9 protein-coding genes and 1 tRNA gene are annotated in these 17708 nt (G+C 49.7%); 1 reads left to right on the forward strand and 9 read right to left on the reverse strand.

Going from position 1 to position 17708, the window contains the following annotated elements; all coding sequences use genetic code 11:
• Window positions 1-92: 92 nt before the first annotated feature.
• The 6 genes from ltrA to C8275_RS14320 all read right to left on the reverse strand — a co-directional run bounded on the left by ltrA (window position 93) and on the right by C8275_RS14320 (window position 11929).
• The gene (gene ltrA, locus C8275_RS14295) at window positions 93-1499 is read right to left on the reverse strand and encodes a group II intron reverse transcriptase/maturase (protein ID WP_106484112.1); all 1407 of its coding nucleotides are present in this window, start codon (window positions 1497-1499) and stop codon (window positions 93-95) included.
• Between the two features lie 516 nt (window positions 1500-2015).
• Window positions 2016-3692, reverse strand: coding sequence for a RagB/SusD family nutrient uptake outer membrane protein (locus tag C8275_RS14300; RefSeq protein WP_106625854.1), 1677 nt, complete (start codon window positions 3690-3692; stop codon window positions 2016-2018).
• Between the two features lie 42 nt (window positions 3693-3734).
• On the reverse strand, window positions 3735-6872 hold the full coding sequence (locus C8275_RS14305) for a TonB-dependent receptor (RefSeq protein ID WP_255413996.1): 3138 nt from the start codon (window positions 6870-6872) through the stop codon (window positions 3735-3737).
• Between the two features lie 65 nt (window positions 6873-6937).
• Window positions 6938-7942: a glycoside hydrolase family 43 protein gene (locus C8275_RS14310; RefSeq protein ID WP_106625855.1), complete on the reverse strand. Its 1005-nt coding sequence runs from the start codon at window positions 7940-7942 to the stop codon at window positions 6938-6940.
• 116 nt (window positions 7943-8058) lie between these two features.
• The gene (locus C8275_RS14315; protein WP_106625655.1) at window positions 8059-10545 is read right to left on the reverse strand and encodes a glycoside hydrolase family 9 protein; all 2487 of its coding nucleotides are present in this window, start codon (window positions 10543-10545) and stop codon (window positions 8059-8061) included.
• 55 nt (window positions 10546-10600) lie between these two features.
• Entirely contained in the window at window positions 10601-11929 is a 1329-nt protein-coding gene (locus C8275_RS14320) for a family 43 glycosylhydrolase (RefSeq protein WP_106625656.1), read from the reverse strand.
• Between the two features lie 260 nt (window positions 11930-12189).
• On the opposite strand from C8275_RS14320, the gene C8275_RS14325 reads away from it, so the two are divergent.
• Window positions 12190-12262, forward strand: a tRNA-Lys gene (locus tag C8275_RS14325).
• Between the two features lie 146 nt (window positions 12263-12408).
• On the opposite strand, the gene asnS is transcribed toward C8275_RS14325, so the two are convergent.
• The 3 genes from asnS to purB form a co-directional block, all read right to left on the reverse strand.
• The gene (gene asnS / locus C8275_RS14330; protein WP_022384060.1) at window positions 12409-13812 is read right to left on the reverse strand and encodes an asparagine--tRNA ligase; all 1404 of its coding nucleotides are present in this window, start codon (window positions 13810-13812) and stop codon (window positions 12409-12411) included.
• Between the two features lie 107 nt (window positions 13813-13919).
• Window positions 13920-15446, reverse strand: a complete 1527-nt coding sequence (locus C8275_RS14335) for a pseudouridine synthase (RefSeq protein WP_022384059.1) — start codon at window positions 15444-15446, stop codon at window positions 13920-13922.
• A 55-nt stretch (window positions 15447-15501) separates the two neighbouring features.
• Window positions 15502-16848, reverse strand: a complete 1347-nt coding sequence (gene purB / locus C8275_RS14340; RefSeq protein WP_106625657.1) for an adenylosuccinate lyase — start codon at window positions 16846-16848, stop codon at window positions 15502-15504.
• Between the last annotated feature and the right edge of the window lie 860 nt (window positions 16849-17708).

Here is a 17708-nt window from a genome sequence, read left to right on the forward strand (position 1 = left end):
ATCGAGTAGGAGGAAAACGACGTAGTTTTCTTCCTACTTTCGTTTTCCGTCCTCTCACACCACCGTACATGCGGTTCCGCATACGGCGGTTCCTATTTTGGGTACCATTCGAGATATTCACCCATTAAAGTAGCATACCCTGCTTTGCGCAAGTTCTCATTTGTGATTGCCCTGTGCATTATGTGGCTGTCTGCTATGCGCCAGCAGCCCTTGCGAGTATTACCCCATTCATATGCCTTGTACTTATCGATACCGCATCTAATGAGGTTTGCCACTTTTGTCTTGACTTTCTTCCATGCTTTCCATATACACATACGTATTCTACGCCTTAACCATTCGTCAGTGGTAAGTAGAAGACGTTTCATATTGGCAAGATGATAATAGCCGACCCATCCTCTTATGTATTCTTTGAGCTTTTGCTTTCTCTTGGAATATCCCCATCCATTGCTGCGACTTGTCAGTTCTTTTAGTCTTGACTTCATCTTGGCTTTGGATGTCGGGTGTACCGTAAGTTGGCATTTACCTTTCATTACATTAAAGGAATAGCCGAGATATTTCACTCCGCGCACATACGACACTACGGTCTTCTCCTGGTTGACTTTGAGATATAGATTGTTCTCTATAAATCGGGTTATGCTCTCCTTCACTCGCATTGCTGCCCTTCGGGACCTGCAGAATATCATCGAGTCATCCGCATAGCGCACAAAAGGGAGGCCTCTGAGTTCCAGCTCTTTGTCCAGTTCATTGAGCATAATGTTGCTCAACAAGGGACTTAGCGGACCTCCTTGGGGAGTTCCTTCCTCGCTCGCTTCAAACAAGCCTTTATTCATTACACCGCTACGGAGATACTTATGTATAAGACTGACCACTCTGCCGTCTTTTATGGTACGGCTGAGGATTTCTATGAGCTTGCTGTGGCACACCGTGTCGAAGAAGAGTTCAAGGTCAAGGTCTACAACATATACGTAGCCTTCATTGATTATCCTCTGCGCTTCACGTAGTGCGTCATGGCATCCTCTTCTCGGACGGAAGCCGTAGCTTGTCTTGGAGAATTGGTTCTCATAGATGGGAGTCAACACTTGGTTTATGGCTTGTTGCACCAATCGGTCTATCACGGTGGGGATACCTAAAAGGCGCATCTTGCCATTGTCTTTGGGGATTTCTACCCTTCTTACCGGGTTCGGACGGTAAGAGCCGTCCATCAAGGAACTAAGGAGCATTTCCCTATTGGTCAGGAGCCATGGGAGCAATTGCTCGCACGACATCTTGTCGATACCACCACATCCCTTGTTTCTCACCACTGTTTTGTAGGCTCTGTTGAGATTTGACGGACTGAGAATTTGCTCGAAAAGGTGTTCCTTGTCGAATGGTACTTCCACGATGTTGTCTTCACACATCCACATAAAGGTCTGCACTCCCCCATATCTTTCGGTTTCCGACCTATTCCTTTGAGGGCAGCCATTAAAACGTGATAATGTTTTCTGCATTCTGTCCTTCATATGGTATGTTTCAATTACTATCGTTTAATTGTTAGGTTCTGCCCTTCATGCAACTCTATCGACAGCTGCACTACTATGGCGTCTGCTGACTTCTCACGACAAGCTTTACTCCACTTCTTTCGTAAAAAAAAAAAACTATTCGAAGTGTCCGTGAGACCTCCTCGGATAAGGGCGTTGTCTTTCCATCTTATACCTACTTCATCTACACCGACCGTTCCGAATAGCTATAGGGCTTCGATTTGTTTAGCAATCTTACCCACGGTCATATGCCTTGTATGAAGTTTCTGTTCGTTAGGCCAGATGTTTGCCGACGGCTTCCTTCAGATTTCACCTCGCGATGAACACCCTTGCCTGGGGCTATGTAATTCCCGCTATTAGGGCTTACTCGGGACTTGCACCCGTTAGACAACACTCATGCCGAGCGTACTAAGACAAGGAGGGTGCGTCGTAATTGACACACCCTCCAGACATTTGTGTTTGGCAATTCAAACACTTGTGCTTCATCCGTTCTACAACTTATTTATCTCCTCCACTCGGGTTCTGTTTCAGATTGATATTCACGGAGGTGGCATCATAGGGGAAGGCGAAATATTCATGCTTTCCCTTCACGAATCCGGTCGGACCATTGTTAGGGTTGGAATATTCCACATAGATGCGGTGCTTTGCTTCTCCCTTTGTGAAAAAGGCATCGTAAGTTGTCGGTATGTTCTTCCCGTTATCTTTGACGTTCTCCGTGTCTCCCCAGCGCACCATGTCCGGGAAGCGGACTCCTTCCAGCCACATTTCGAAACCTTTCTCATTCTTAACTTCCTCCAAGGTGAGTCTCTCAGAGATGTGTTTTGAACCGGCACGCCGCTGGATATCCTGAAGACATTGCAATCCGAGCCCGTCCGCATCATCCGTCTGTGCACAAGCCTCAGCATACATCAAAAGGACTTCGGCATAACGGAATATAGTGAGATTCTTGAATCCCCAACTGCCTTTCACGTTATCCTCCTTCCAAGCAATGAACTTCTTCCCGAAATATCCTCCAAATCCATAAAGCCCGGTCTTGTTCTTGATTCCAATCTGATCGGATGTCTCCAGCTGCTCCCGGGTCATCCCCTTGCCTTTAGTCCCGTTCCACTCCATTTCATAGAGGAACTCGTCACCGGTCAGGAACGTCGCCTTACGACGGGGAGAATCACCATCGTTGGCCAGCATGCGTTTGGCAAAGTCCGCACGGATAGCATGACCGCCCCAACCATCAGCCCCGATAAAGGAAGGCATGGAAGCCAGTTTGTCTGTCCTCCAGTTCCAGAACTGAATGAACATCCATCCTGTACGCTGGATATAGTTGCTCCATTCCCCGATATTGGGATTCTCCACTACGTTTGCCTGGAAAATCATTTCCTCACAGAGGTCACCTGACGTATGGAAGAGATTTGCCCAACGTTCAGTCGGAACCAATTCATACTTTTTAGAATCAATCACCTGTCTGAGGTCTTTCCTGGCACCGGCATAATCGCCCATAAAGAGGCGGGCTTTCCCTGCAAGTGTGAGAGCAAACCCCTTGGTGACCTTGGAAGCGCCTACCTTGTCAGCAGGACTGGTGCGTTCATCCAGGTCACTCACCGCAGCTTCGGCTTCCGATGCACACCATTCGAGGAGTTTGTCATGCCCGCCTTCATAGTTCGCCGGTTTGGCATCTCCCGGAAGGATATGGTCCACCAAAGGAGGGCAATTCCATCCGATAGTCAACATAAAGTGTGCCCAAGCACGGAGTGCACGCGCTTCGGCGCATACACGTTTCTTGACATTCGTTTCAGGTTCTACGTTATCAAGAATGAGATTGGTATCATAAATGACACCGTACAGTCCCCAATAGGCATTTTTAATCACTTCGTTCTGCGAGTCATAACGGAACTCATTCAGTTGTGCGCCAAAATCATTGTCACCGTATTGACTGCCTGCCGCCAACATGTCGTCTCCCGGTTCATTGAAAAGCACCGGGAGTGCAATATAGATGCCTTCATTGCCTGCTATGTTCAGACAGAAGGACTGATAAAGATTGTTGAGCGCATTCTGCGCATCATCGTCCGTACGGTAGAAATTTTCAAATGGGATGACACCCTTCTGCTCGATGTCAAGGCAATCCTCGCAAGCACCGAAAAGGAAAGCGGCACCCAAGAGTGAATATAGAATCTTTTTCATAATGAACATACTTTTGAGGTTTTCAAGTAATACGTTACCCGACTAGAATGAGAGGCTTGCACCAAAGGTACATTTCCTCATCGTGGGATAGGAACCGATGTCGAAACCAGCCCCTCCATTCCGGCTGGTCGTTGCCGTTTCAGGGTCCATACCCGGATAATCGGAGAATGTAAAGAAGTCATCCAACGACACAAAGAGGCGGAAGTTCTTGACGGCCACTTTCTGTGTCAGTTTCTTCGGCAAAGTGTAGCCTAACTGAAGTTGCTTGATTTTGAAGTAGGCACCGCTGAACATGGAGGCACTTGAACCCCAGAAATTGAGATCGGTTGCCACTTGACGCGGGTCCGGCATGGAGGCTCCCCGATTCTCCGGAGTCCAGGCATTGTCCATATAATACCTCAGGGAGTTACGTAACGGACTGTCTGCACGGTAGAGTATGTTGAAAATCTTATTGCCTGCCACACCGGTTCCAAATGCCGTAAAATCGAAACCTTTATATTCGAGATTGATGGTAATGCCATAAGTGAACTTCGGAATGGAACTGCCGATATCCGTCATATCCTCGTCGGTCAACTCTGAGGAATTCACGATTTCACCTTCATGATTACGGAATCGGGGAGCACCGGTCTCACTATCAACCCCTACATAGTCGAATGCACGGAAATACCAGATGGAGTGTCCCTCCTCAAATGCAGTATGCACTTTGTTGTTTGTTCCGTCCACTCCACCTTTGCTGGCTGTGATGCGCGGAAGGTCATCATACAGATAGGTCACTTCGTTCTTCAAGGTCGAGAAATTCGCATTTACACGGTAGGTAAGGTCACCGATATGGTCTCTCCAACCAGCTTCAAATTCAAAACCCTTGTTGTTCACCTCACCGGCATTCACCGTAGTCTGGTTGGTATACACCTCAGGCACCGGATTGATGTTGATCAGCAGGTCTTTGGTGTTTTTGTTATAGTAGTCCAGACTGACTGTCAGACGGTCATTCAGGAAACGCATGTCAAGACCAAGGTCCAGCTGCTCGGATTTCTCCCACTTGAGATTCGGATTGGCAAGTCCGGAAGGATAAGAACCATAATATTGTTCAGGACTGTCTCCATACTGATACCAGGCTGCATTGTAGCTGATAGGTGCAGTATAGGGGTAGTTATTAAGCACATTCACATTACCGTTAATACCCCAGGAAGCACGAAACTTCATGAATGAGAGGATGTCTCGGCTCACATTTTCCGCGATAAACTTCTCATTGCTGATGTTCCAGCCTACGGCTACAGAAGGGAACTTTCCCCAACGTCTGTCCGCTGGGAGCTTGGATGTATCAAAGGCATCGGCACGGTAATTGAACTGCAGACTATAACGATTGTCAAACGTGTAAAGCAGACGACCGAAGTAAGAAAGACTGGTCGAAATACCCGGAAGGTTACCAATACTTTTTGTTGTGGTTGAGGCTGAATTTACGTAATCGAGGTATTTGAAGTTGTCAGCATCGCCGGAGAGAATCTTATTGCCACCCGTTCCTGTAGCCGAAGCCGATACATTGTCCGAGCGGAACTCTGTATAGGACATACCGAGCATCGCACCCACATTGTGCTTGTCAAACAAGGTCTTGTTGAAATTCACGAAGTTCTCCCACTGGTAGTAGTGGTTGTTGTTGGCGTTGGCAGATATGGAGTAGTCATCCGCTTTGGCCTGACCGTTCATGTAGTAGGGTTCGGAATACTCATGGCTATTGTTTTGTGAGATACGGTAAGAAAAACGCGACGTCATGACAAGGCCGTCCAGCGGAGTCAAGTCCAGGAAAGCCGTCCCACGGATAGCGAAGCCCGAATTCTTCTGATTCCGTCGGTCACGTTGGAGCAGCGGATTCCCGTTATCATCCATTTGGAATTTGGATGTCGCATAGAATTTGCCATTCGGAGCCACAAGAATCTTCTCAGGATTCGTAGCATAGACTTCTTTCATTCCGGTGGTGAAATCATCGGTACTATCCCAATAGACAGGAGTCAGCGGATCGAGCAAGAGTGCCGGTGCAAGCATGGAACCATAAGCACTTTGGTGAGTAATGTTACGGGTCGCCCACCGTTCAATCGAGGTATTGGTACCTACCCTGATCCACTTGTAGAGCTTATAGTCCGCATTGAGCTGTGCAGAAAGACGGCTATACGTATCCTTCTTTCCACGTACGATACCATCATTGTCAATGTAGTTCACCGACGTGAAAAAATGCCCTTTATCGTTGCCATCCTGGAAAGTCACAGCATGCTGAGTCGCCCAGCTCGTACCGAACACTTCCTTGATCCAGTTCGTTTCCAACGGGTTGTCGTAGTCCACACCATTAGCCTCACACATCGTCTTCATATCATAGCCGGACATCTCTTTGTATCGAATCCAGTCTTTCGCGCCAAAAAGCTCCGGAGTCTTGCCCAAACGCTGGTTAATCGCCTTAAAAGAATAGGTAATCTTAGGCCTGCCATTGGCGCCACTACCTGTCTTTGTCGTAATCAGAACGACACCATTACCTGCCTGTGCACCATAGATTGCTGCAGATGCCGCATCCTTAAGGACTTCGATGGACTCAATCATGGACGGGTCAAGATATTGGATATTATCCACCTTCAAACCATCCACAATCAACAGAGGCCCCAGCTGGTCAGAGTTGGACGAATAACCGCGGATACGGATCTTCGCTCCTTCGCCGGGAGCACCGGATGTGTTCAGAATCTGAATACCCGCAGCTTTTCCTTGAAGGGCAGCACCGGCATCAACGGTCGATAAATTCTTGATGTCATCGCCGTTGACCGAGGCGACCGAACCTGTGAGGTCACTCTTACGCTGTACACCGTAACCTACAACAACAACTTCATCGAGCGTCTTCAGATCCTCCTGCATACGGATGTCTATTTTCTCACGCCCGTTCACTTTGATTGTCTGCGTCTTGAAACCGACAAAAGATACGGTAAGGGTTGCGTTGCTATTCTGCACCCGGATAGTGTAGTTACCATCCAGATCGGTGATGCAACTGTTGGTCGTTCCTTCTTCACGAATTGCAACACCAATCATTGGCTCAGAATCGTTAGCTGAGACAACTGTACCCTTAACTTGGATTTGTGCCATTGCCGTTGTGCAACAGAAAATCACAAATACCAGTAACAACTGAATTCTTGATTTCATAAGCATGAATGGGTAGTTTAAGTTAAATGAATATCATAAGTCGAGCTTGCAAAAGCTACATTGTCATGGAATTACTCCGAGACTCCCTGTTTGGTCTGTACGACTGTCTGCATCGTCCCATCCGGATTATAATGCAGTTCGTCCACACATACACTACGCCGTCCGATGGCTCCGGGATGTCCATCCAGCGTCAACGTTGCATTGTGATAGAACAAGTACCATTTCCCCTGAAATTCAATGATTCCCGGATGAATGGTGAAGCTGTTTTCCGCCATACCCGTCAGTTCGCCTCGCGGTGTCCATGGACCTTCCATGCTGGGAGCAGTGGCATACGAGATGGCTTCCCGTCCTTCTCCGAGGGATGCATACGTCAGGTAATACAGGTCACCATGTTTATGCAGCCAGGGACCTTCCACATAACGCGGCAGATCGACGACCTGAATATCACCATCTATCTCAATGAGGTTCGGCTTCAGCTTAGCCAGGAAGCAGGTTCCGTTTCCCCAGCACAGCCAGGCTTGTCCGTTGTCGTCAATCAGGGCGGTAGGGTCTATGTCGTTCCACCAGCCACGCGGACCATTGGACGTCATGTCATCGGAAACAAGAGGCTTGCCGATAGCATCCGTGAAAGGACCAAGCGGTGTATCGCCGACAGCCACTCCGACAGCTTTTCCGGTATAAGGTTCACCAGCCTGTACCGTCGTGTAGTAATAGAACTTGCCGTTGTGCTCTATCACTTGGGATGCCCAGGCCTCTCCTACTCCCCATTTAAAATCCGTAGGTTTCAGGACAACACCGTGGTCAGTCCAAGTCTGCATGTCTTTCGTTGAATAGCAGAGCCATTCGGTGATATTGAATTCTTTCCCGCCGTGAGCCGTGTCCTGACCTTCATAATACTCATCGTGGCCCACATAAAGATACAGAGTACCGTCATGCACCAAGGGAGCCGGGTCTGCCGTAAACTTGTCTTTGACAAGCGGATTGCCGGTATTTCGGAAAGTGGGCAATTGCGGACGTTGTGCACATCCTGCCAACAAGACAAGGGCACTGAGAATAAAAAGCAATTTCTGTTTCATCATGGTATGTTTTTAATGATTGAATGCGGATGCAATATTACACGCGCAACACACTTTCAAGCTTCTATTTTCAGGTATTTCATTTATAAAATCAGATATATGAAAGCAAATCACCCTCATTTCAGCAGCCAATCTACCGCATTTACCAAATAGATGTACTCGGGCGCCAGAGAGATGACATACTCATTCTCACTCCAATGGAACTGATAATCGTCGCGATTCTCCGGGAAATCCGGCTTCAGGAGGCGAACACCCGGTACAATGCCACCGGGAATAAAGGAATGGTCAGCCCGGTTATTGCCATAACCTATCTTCTTGGGTTGTGCCCCTACTCCTGACACGAAGGAACGGTTATGGTAAGGATGGCAACCGTAGATATAGTTCAAATTACGGAATATTAACTCAGGATTAACCATTTCAGGGAAAATCTTATGTATCTGGTAATTGGTGATGCCCGTACGAAGTATCATGCCATTACCTGCCCAGTTACTCAAACTGATGCTGATGCCAAAAGGATTCCGAGTGTCCAATTTCTCCAGTTGTGCCACGTAGGCTTCAAGTTGCGGCTTTACCTGCTGCCTGAAGGCATCCTCCATGAATGGCAGTATGCGAACGATAAACGACAAGTTCCAATTGAACTGGCTGGTCACTTCCGGAAGCAGTTCATCCATACGTGTCTTGTAGACTTTGTCACCAGTCGTACGCCAAAGTTCAAAAGCTGCACGGCTCTCGTGCACAACCGAGCGACGGAACTGGTTGAAAGGAGGAGTCGCTACCTCCTCTGTCTCCGGCTCACGGCTGTGTTCATCCTTCCAGATAAATTCAGCGGTACGTAACGCATCTCTGGCAAGCTCAGGATTGATGTCGGGCAACACCCGTGCTGCAGCGGCAAGCGCTGTGGCAGTACCGTAATTGAGGGCAGCTGTACGGTTCGTGAATGCCATGCGGTCGTCCTCATTACCGGCTATACCGTCGGTTTTGGTAACCGCATCCCCCAAATGCCGGTATTGGTAAAGGTGTGACTCATTGATGCCGGGGATGGCATACCCCACAGCATGGACTTGCGCCACAAGCTGCAAGATACCATGTTCGATTTGTTGCAGGATGTCTGGTTTGCCGTCAGGCAGATGCATTTCGGTATAACGTGATTCTTGGCTGACAGTCGTTTCATCGTGGGCGAGGGCGAACTCTTCCCAGATATCTACCAGTGATAGTACGGTCTGCTGCTGCGAGGGAGTCTGTATATCAAAGTCGCCCGCGTCGAACCAGCCACCCACATTCAGTCCTGGAATGTGCTGTCCGGGTTTGAACTTGTTGTCTGTCGAGGGTCCCTGTCGCCAACCGTCCCAATGCGCATAGTTGACCGGAGCCTGACGGGCATCGTCAAGATGTGCTGCACCATGCCATACGCGGTAAGCCTCCCGAACAAACATGTGGTCCATCTGTACCGGCATGAAGACATCCAACGTCGGATACCAGGCACGCCGATACACATCCGTGCCAATCGGAAACGGACCACTCAGCTGCTCACCGTAAGCAATCTGATAGATACCAGGCTCCTTCACTTGCGAAAAGTCGAACTGCAGGTAGTTATAGCGAGTATACATGCCCCATACAGCAGGTTTATCCGACAAGGCAACCGTCAGAGAGCCATCGGAACCAACCCGGTAAAGGGTTACATCTGAAAGCGGCTTGTCATTCTTGTCCAATTCGATTACGGCGATTTTCTGCTGCGCCGGATGATAGCCTACCTGCGAATAGCTGATGACAGGCGTACGCAACCAATGGATGTCGGTTTCGGCCTGTATGAACCATTCAGCTATTTTCCCGGTTCTATCAGCTGGCAGCAAGGTACGCACGACGAAGGTGCCATTCTGCTGCTTGTTGCGTCCGTCAAAAAGCATCAGCTTGCTATCTTTCTGTGTGGTGCGGATGGAGACATGCCTTCGGGGATCATCCGGGGCAATCTCAACTTCAGTTCCAACAGCCATCGGAGTCGGTTCGACCGTACCGTTGATAACAGTCATGTTGTCGGCAGCAGAAGTCGGGAATAGACCGGGCCTGCCGTCCATCAGGTAGGAGTGCTCGACGAATAAGGGCGGGAAGAACTCCAGATTGAGTCCTGCCACTCCCACCAATGAATCGGGGAGCGCCTTGTCCGTTGAAATACTGAGATAGAACCCTCCGTCTCGAGCCTCTCCACTCAAGGTATAAGCAAATGCATATTGCGGATATTCCAGCTCAACCTGGATGCGTTTGGCTGCCTTGTCTACCGTACGACGGATGAATCTAGGCAACTTGTCCCATTGTCCCGGTGTCGGATTGAGACGGACATCTCCGTTGGTTGCTATTCGAATTCCGTGCTGGATGATTTCTACGGCACTCACCTTGGAGTCATCGAACATGTCATCGTAATTATTGCTGAAGACAAAATAGTTCAATCCACGGGTCTCGAAATAACTGGAATCATTGAGGAACAAATCATTGGTTTGTGTAAAAGACGGGGAGCTGTCCTGTCCGCAAGCATGAAGCATCAGCATACCGACCAAGGTCAGGACGGACTTGCGGCAAAAGGATGCGAAGTGTAAAAGGTATGTGTTCATAGGGTAATGGTATTAGTGTGCATGAGTATGCGTCCCGATTGTTAACAGGACAGAGCTATTCAAAACAGAGCCAATCGATGGCGACCGGAGCTTGTCCGACTGATTCGACCCTCAGGTTCTGCACACCGGAAGGTGCATGGAGAATATCCGTATCTAAATCCGTCCATTGTTCCGTCGGTTCGATCAGTAACCGGGAAAGGATTACTCCTTTATCACCGGTAGTCCGCAAAATAATCTCTCCGCCTTTCTCCGAACGGACACGCGCTTTAAGCCGCTTGACCGGAATGGCGCCAAAGTCCACACTGTTATAGACCAGCCAAGTGTCTGCCCGGAGAAACAATGCCTGCCAACCGTCGAATGGATTGGCAGGATTCAGGTAGTCAATGGTTACTCCGTAGGGACTGATTGCAGTATAACGGTCGACCTGAATCCGGTTCCGTGCAGGGGTTACTCCTACACCGCGCAAGGTGGGTCTCACTTTCCTGATGGTGCCGTCCGCATTGAAAGACAAAGAGTCGATACGCACCGAACGGTTCTTGTCAAACTGTGGGGAGTAATCATTATGATGGTAGAAGAGGTACCACTGGCCGTTGTATTCCGTGATGGAATGATGATTGGTCCAGCAACCGACGGGAGATTCGTCCATGATGACGCCTTGGAAGGTAAACGGTCCCATAGGGCTGTCTCCCATGGCATACGCCAATGTTTCAGTCTTGTCCTGTACCCAGGGAAACGTAAAATAATACTTGTCCTTGCGCTTGAATACGTAAGGTCCCTCCTTGAATCCGTCAGGTAATCCTTGCACCGGTACCGGCTCAGACGCCAATTCGGTCATAGTGGGTTTCAGCCTGGCAACCGACATGCCTCTCCCAGACCAGTAGATGTATGCTTCCCCATCGGTGTCGATGAGTACACAAGGATCGATACCGAAGATTCCGGCTATGGGTTCTGTTTCGGGAGTAAAAGGACCCTCCGGGTGGTCGGCAACGGCCACACCGATGTTGAAACCACGCCTGCCTTCACCCTTGGGAGTACTGGGAAAGTAAAGGTAGTATTTACCATCCTTGCATACACAATCGGGAGCCCACATGGAATAGGAGTCCGGCTGTACCCAGGGTACTTCATTCTGGGTGAGGATGACTCCGTGGTCGGTCCAGTCGGTCAGGCTGGTCGAAGAGAATACATGGTAATCCGCCATGCAGAACCACTCTTTCAGACGGTCGACAGGACTGGGGATGTCGTGTGAAGGATAAATGTATACCTTCCCGTCAAAGACCCGCGCTGTCGGGTCTGCCGAGAACTGGTCCCTGATGACCGGATTTTGTGCCTGAAGGACACCTGCCGCGGTCATTGCAGCTGCAAGCAGAAGGAAACGTGTGTTCATGATATTGAATTTTGGTACGTGGACAAATATAGCCCGATTCCCCTTCCTGTGCCTTACACTATTGGATATTACTTTTGCATTTTCAGATAAGATTGTCCCCCTCAAACCTCCCCAAACTGCCAAACATCCCGCAAAACAAAGGAAATGCGGCTTCATGGTACCCTGCAGAGGGGCTTATCTGAAGAAAATTGGAAAAAAGTTGCGCCGATGTTTTGGTACTTTCAAAAAAAGCTCTACCTTTGCAAGCGCAAATGAGAAATGCACTCTTAGCTCAGTTGGTAGAGCAATTGACTCTTAATCAATGGGTCCAGGGTTCGAGCCCCTGAGGGTGTACAAAAGAAGGAGACTTGCAAAAGCCTCCTTCTTTTTTTTATGCCCTATCCTGCAAGTCCCACACAGAGCTACAGGAACAGCAAAGCCGTGCCCATTCCGTCAAGTGGAACCGGGCACGGCTTTGTTTATATCAGTCTCTGAAAATATCAGAACTCGGCATTACGCGGGGTACGCGGGAACGGGATGACGTCGCGGATGTTCGTCATACCTGTCACGAAGAGCAACAGACGCTCAAAGCCCAATCCGAAACCGGAGTGAGGACAGGTACCGAACTTACGTGTATCGAGATACCACCACATGTCCTTCATCGGGATGTGAAGCTCGTTGATGCGGTTGAGCAACTTGTCGTAGTCTGCCTCACGCTCCGAGCCGCCGATAATCTCGCCAATCTTCGGGAACAGCACATCCATCGCACGCACGGTCTTGCCGTCTTCGTTCTGCTTCATGTAGAAGGCCTTGATGTCCTTCGGATAATCCGTCAGGATGACAGGACGCTTGAAGTGGTCTTCCACCAGGAAACGTTCGTGCTCGGATGCCAGATCCACACCCCAGTATACGGGGAATTCGAACTTATGGCCTTTGGCTACGGCATCTTCCAGAATCTTGATACCTTCGGTGTAAGGCAGGCGGACAAACTCTTCCTTCAGCACACTCTGCAGACGCTCGATCAGTCCCTTGTCGAACATGTCGTTAAGGAACTTCACATCGTCATAACAGTTGTCAAGTGCCCACTGCACGCAGAATTTGATGAATTCTTCCGCCAGGTCCATGTTGTCGGTGATGTCGTTGAAGGCCACTTCCGGCTCAATCATCCAGAACTCTGCCAAGTGACGCGGCGTGTTCGAATTTTCAGCACGGAACGTCGGACCGAACGTATAGATGGCACCGAGTGACGTAGCTGCCAACTCACCTTCGAGCTGTCCGGAGACAGTCAGGCTGGCCTGCTTGCCGAAGAAGTCGTCGTCATAGATGATGGAACCCTTCTCATCCTTCTTCAGGTCATACAGGTTCATGGTCGTCACCTGGAACATCTGTCCGGCACCCTCACAGTCAGAAGCCGTGATGATGGGTGTATGGAAATAGAAGAAGCCCTTGTCATGGAAGAACTTGTGAATGGCATACGCCATGTGGTGACGGATGCGGAACACCGCACCGAATGTGTTCGTACGCGGACGCAGGTGGGCTATCTCCCGAAGGAATTCCATCGAGTGACCCTTCTTCTGCAAGGGATAGGTGTTGTCGCAAGCACCCAACACCTCGATTTCCGTAGCCTGGATTTCCACAGCCTGACCGGAACCGACGGAAGCCACCAGCACACCGTTCACGCTCAGACAGGCACCGGTCGTGATGAGTTTCAGCATGTCGGCGTCGAACTTCTCCACATCGACCACCACCTGTACATTATTGATAGTAGAACCATCATTGATAGCCACGAAGTTGACTTGTTTACTACCGCGGCGGGTACGTACCCAGCCTTTCACATTGACTTGCGCACCGACGTCGGTACGCTTCAGCAGGTCGACAACCTTTGTTCTACGAATTGTTTCCATAATATATCATGTAACTAAAGTTCCGCATGCACCCGGTCTGACAGTGGACAAGGCATGAGTCGCCCTCTCCTCCCACCACCTTGCGCATGCGAAAGTTGAAAAATGTTTTACTCGAAAGCACCCATGCGGAGCATGTTGACTTCCTTCTCTGTCAGGTATCTCCACTGTCCGCGACGCAGGTTCTTCTTGGTCAGTCCGGCAAAGAACACACGGTCGAGCTTGGTGACACGATAACCCAGCGATTCAAAGATACGGCGCACGATGCGGTTCTTTCCGGAGTGGATTTCAATGCCCACCTGCGACTTGTCGGTGTCGGAAGCATAGCTGATGGAGTCAGCGTGGATTTCACCGTCATCGAGCGTGATGCCTGCGGCAATCTTGTCGAGGTCAGCCTGAGCCACGTTCTTGTCACAGTGTACGTGATAGATTTTCTTCTTCAGGTACTTCGGATGGGTCAGCTTCGAAGCCAGGTCACCATCGTTCGTCAGCAGCAGCACACCGGTCGTGTTGCGGTCCAGACGGCCCACCGGATAGATGCGCTCCTTGCAGGCACCCTTCACGCAGTCCATGACGGTCTTACGTTCCCGCGGATCTTCTGAAGTCGTCACACAATCCTTCGGCTTGTTCAGCAGCACGTACACCTTGCGTTCGATGGTCACCGGCTGGTCGTGGAACTTCACCTCGTCGCTGCGCTTGATCTTCGTACCCAGTTCAGTCACCACTTCACCGTTCACCGAAACGACTCCGGCAGTGATGTATTCGTCAGCCTCGCGACGTGAACATACGCCGGCATTGGCAAGATATTTGTTCAGACGGATCGGCTCGTTCGGGTCGGTCAGCACATCCTTGTATTCAAACTGCTTCTTGCGGCTGTACTTCGCATTCGGGTCATAATCGGCCGTCCGACGACGGAAGCCGCCCTGACCGCGGTTGTTGTTGTAGCCACCCTGACGGTATCCTCCGCCCTGTCCATAAGAGTTTCCACCCCGGTTGTAGCCACCGCCATTGTTATAACCACCGTTGTTGTAGTTGTTCTGCCGACGGAAGCCCGAGCGTTGTTGCGGCTGCTGTCCGTCTCCGTTTTCCCAGCGGTTGCCGTTCGGCTCGTAGCGGTTGCCTCCGTTATTGTCATAACGGTTGCCATTGTCGTAGCGGTTGCCGTTGTTATAGTTGTTCTGACGCCAGGGACGTCTTTCACCGTTGTTCGCATTGCGGAAGTTCGGGTTGTAGCTGCGCTGACGGTCATTCTGACGGTTGTAGTTGTTCTGACGGTCGCCGCCACGGTATCCCTGATTGCCGTCGCTGTGGTAAGCGGGCGCATTTCCTCCGCCGATACGCGGACGACGCGGGCGCTGTCCTTCATTGCCGTCAGCACGGTATGCCGGTTCACCTGCAGGGGGTGTCGGACGGCTGATGCGCGGACGACGCGGACGGTCCTGATTGTATGAGTTTCCTCCACCTTCACCTCCGAAGCGGTTGAACGAAGAAGGACGGAACGCACGCCCCTCGGCGTTGTTGTTTTCGTCGCGGTTGTAATTCACCTTTCTATACTCTCTATTAAACGAACGTGATTCTTCGCGTGCATTGGAATTCTCTTCCGAATTCTCCTGCCAGTTTTCTTGATCTGTACTCATGTTTTTACGGTTTATGGTATATTAAAATGTTCGCCCTCGCGGGCTAATGTTAACTTTACATGCCTGTGTAGTTGTGCGGAGTGATGGCACGCAACTCCTTCTTGATGTCCTCACTTACATTGAGCTGCTCGATGAACTCCTTGATGGATGCTTCGGTAATCGCCTGGTTCGTACGCGTCAGAGCCTTCAGCGCCTCGTAGGGATGCGGGTAAGCCTCACGACGCAGGATGGTCTGAATGGCTTCTGCCACCACGCTCCAGCAGTTGTCCAGGTCACGGTAGATGGCAGGCTCGTTGAGCAACAGCTTGCGGAGTCCCTTCAGCGAACTCTGGATGGCGATGACCGTGTGTCCGAAAGGAACACCAACGTTACGCAACACCGTGGAGTCGGTCAAATCGCGTTGCAGGCGGGATACCGGCAACTTGCTCGACAGGTGTTCGAGCACGGCATTCGCCATGCCGAGATTTCCTTCCGCGTTTTCAAAGTCGATGGGGTTCACCTTGTGCGGCATGGCACTCGAACCGACCTCGCCGGCCTTGATACGCTGCTTGAAGTATTCCATCGAGATGTATTGCCAGAAGTCGCGGTTCATGTCAATCATGATGGTGTTGATGCGCTTCATGGCATCGAAGATGGCGCCCAGGTTGTCGTAGTTGGAAATCTGCGTCGTGTACTGCTCACGCTCCAGCCCCAGCTTTTCAGCCACAAACTTGTTGGCAAATGCCTTCCAGTCATATTGCGGATAAGCCACATGGTGTGCGTTGAGGTTTCCCGTCGCACCGCCGAACTTGGCAGTGATGGGTGAAGCCTTCAGCACGGCAAGCTGACGTTCCAGACGGTAAACGAAGACCATTATCTCTTTTCCCAGACGGGTGGGTGATGCCGGTTGTCCGTGAGTCTTTGCCAGCATCGGGATGTCTGCCCACTCATCGGCATACGTACGCAACTGGGCAATCAGCTCCTCCAGCTGGGGATAGTAGACGTCGTTGAGTGCATCCTTGATGGAAAGGGGCACCGACGTATTATTGATGTCCTGAGAAGTCAGTCCGAAATGAATAAACTCCTTGTAGGCTTCCAGCCCTCCGATGCGGTCGAACTGTTCCTTGATGAAGTATTCAACGGCTTTCACATCGTGGTTGGTCACGCTCTCTATCTCCTTCACGCGGGCAGCATCCGCCTCCGAGAAATTACGGTAGATATTTCTGAATGTTTCAAACAGGTTGTGGTCGATGCCGTCCAATTGCGGCAGAGGAAGTTCACACAACGTGATAAAATACTCTATTTCAACCTGCACACGGTATTTGATAAGTGCATATTCTGAAAAGTAAGAAGCCAAAGCTCCCGCTTTGCTCCTGTATCGTCCATCAATCGGCGAAATCGCCGTGAGAATATCAAGCTCCATAAAAAATTTAATTCGATAATTATCAGATTGCAAAAATAGTGGTTTTTATCGAGACCCATCCAAACATCGGTCGATAATCTTTCTTTAAAAAGTTATAATACTCAACCGCTTTGAGAAGTCTTTCGGCTTTTATCCGGAAAGCATCTGCAAAGGAAGTAATACATCCCTTCCCCCCCGTTTACCCCACAATGCATTCAGGAGCCTGCACCCGCCCAAAGCAATTACCGGAAGACAAATAGAAAGCAAAAGCCCTTATTTGCTTTCACAATTTCCCAAATCCCGTTTTTCAGCTAACGCGTACTTCGAGAATATGCGGCAAACTAGCGAGCAAATGCTAAATCTGCTTCACATTGACAAGCCAGACCGCCTATGATTTTAATAGTTGTTCACACAAAACGCTTCTTTTTCATGCGCGAAACAATATTGTTTGAGACGTCAAACACTTGTGTTTGGCACGTGAAACAATATTGTTTGACGAGTGAAACAATATTGTTTGGTCCGTCGATGTATAAAAAAGAGAAAAACGAAACAAAAATCTTGACATCCGCTCTCCAGAAGAAGTGAGAGCAGGCAACTTTTGCAACTATTAAATCGTACCCAACGGAAAGCCTCATCTTCTCAGAAAGTCATCGTAGCAGACACTCTTCCTCTCCCGGAGCAACCATTTTCCATCAAACGCCGACAATGTGTATTTTGCGAATCGCTCCAGAAGGACATTTTTGCTCACCGAATCGTCTTCGGGTACAAGGAAGCCCTTCTCAAACGATTCGTTTGACGTTTTGACACTTTGTCAATCCGGGGAGAAAGAGACGGAATACCTGCCTGAATGTTGTATCTTTGCTTGGAGATTCCAAGATATT

It is taken from the genome of Bacteroides sp. Marseille-P3684 (assembly GCF_900291465.1).
Lineage (GTDB): Bacteria > Bacteroidota > Bacteroidia > Bacteroidales > Bacteroidaceae > Phocaeicola_A.

Coding starts and splice junctions, on each gene's coding strand:
- C8275_RS14305 (WP_255413996.1), bottom strand. CDS start 6,872: ATGCTTATGAAATCAAGAATTCAGTTGTTACTGGTATTTGTGATTTTC.
- C8275_RS14300 (WP_106625854.1), bottom strand. CDS start 3,692: ATGAAAAAGATTCTATATTCACTCTTGGGTGCCGCTTTCCTTTTCGGT.
- C8275_RS14315 (WP_106625655.1), bottom strand. CDS start 10,545: ATGAACACATACCTTTTACACTTCGCATCCTTTTGCCGCAAGTCCGTC.
- purB (WP_106625657.1), bottom strand. CDS start 16,848: ATGGAGCTTGATATTCTCACGGCGATTTCGCCGATTGATGGACGATAC.
- C8275_RS14310 (WP_106625855.1), bottom strand. CDS start 7,942: ATGAAACAGAAATTGCTTTTTATTCTCAGTGCCCTTGTCTTGTTGGCA.
- C8275_RS14335 (WP_022384059.1), bottom strand. CDS start 15,446: ATGAGTACAGATCAAGAAAACTGGCAGGAGAATTCGGAAGAGAATTCC.
- ltrA (WP_106484112.1), bottom strand. CDS start 1,499: ATGAAGGACAGAATGCAGAAAACATTATCACGTTTTAATGGCTGCCCT.
- asnS (WP_022384060.1), bottom strand. CDS start 13,812: ATGGAAACAATTCGTAGAACAAAGGTTGTCGACCTGCTGAAGCGTACC.
- C8275_RS14320 (WP_106625656.1), bottom strand. CDS start 11,929: ATGAACACACGTTTCCTTCTGCTTGCAGCTGCAATGACCGCGGCAGGT.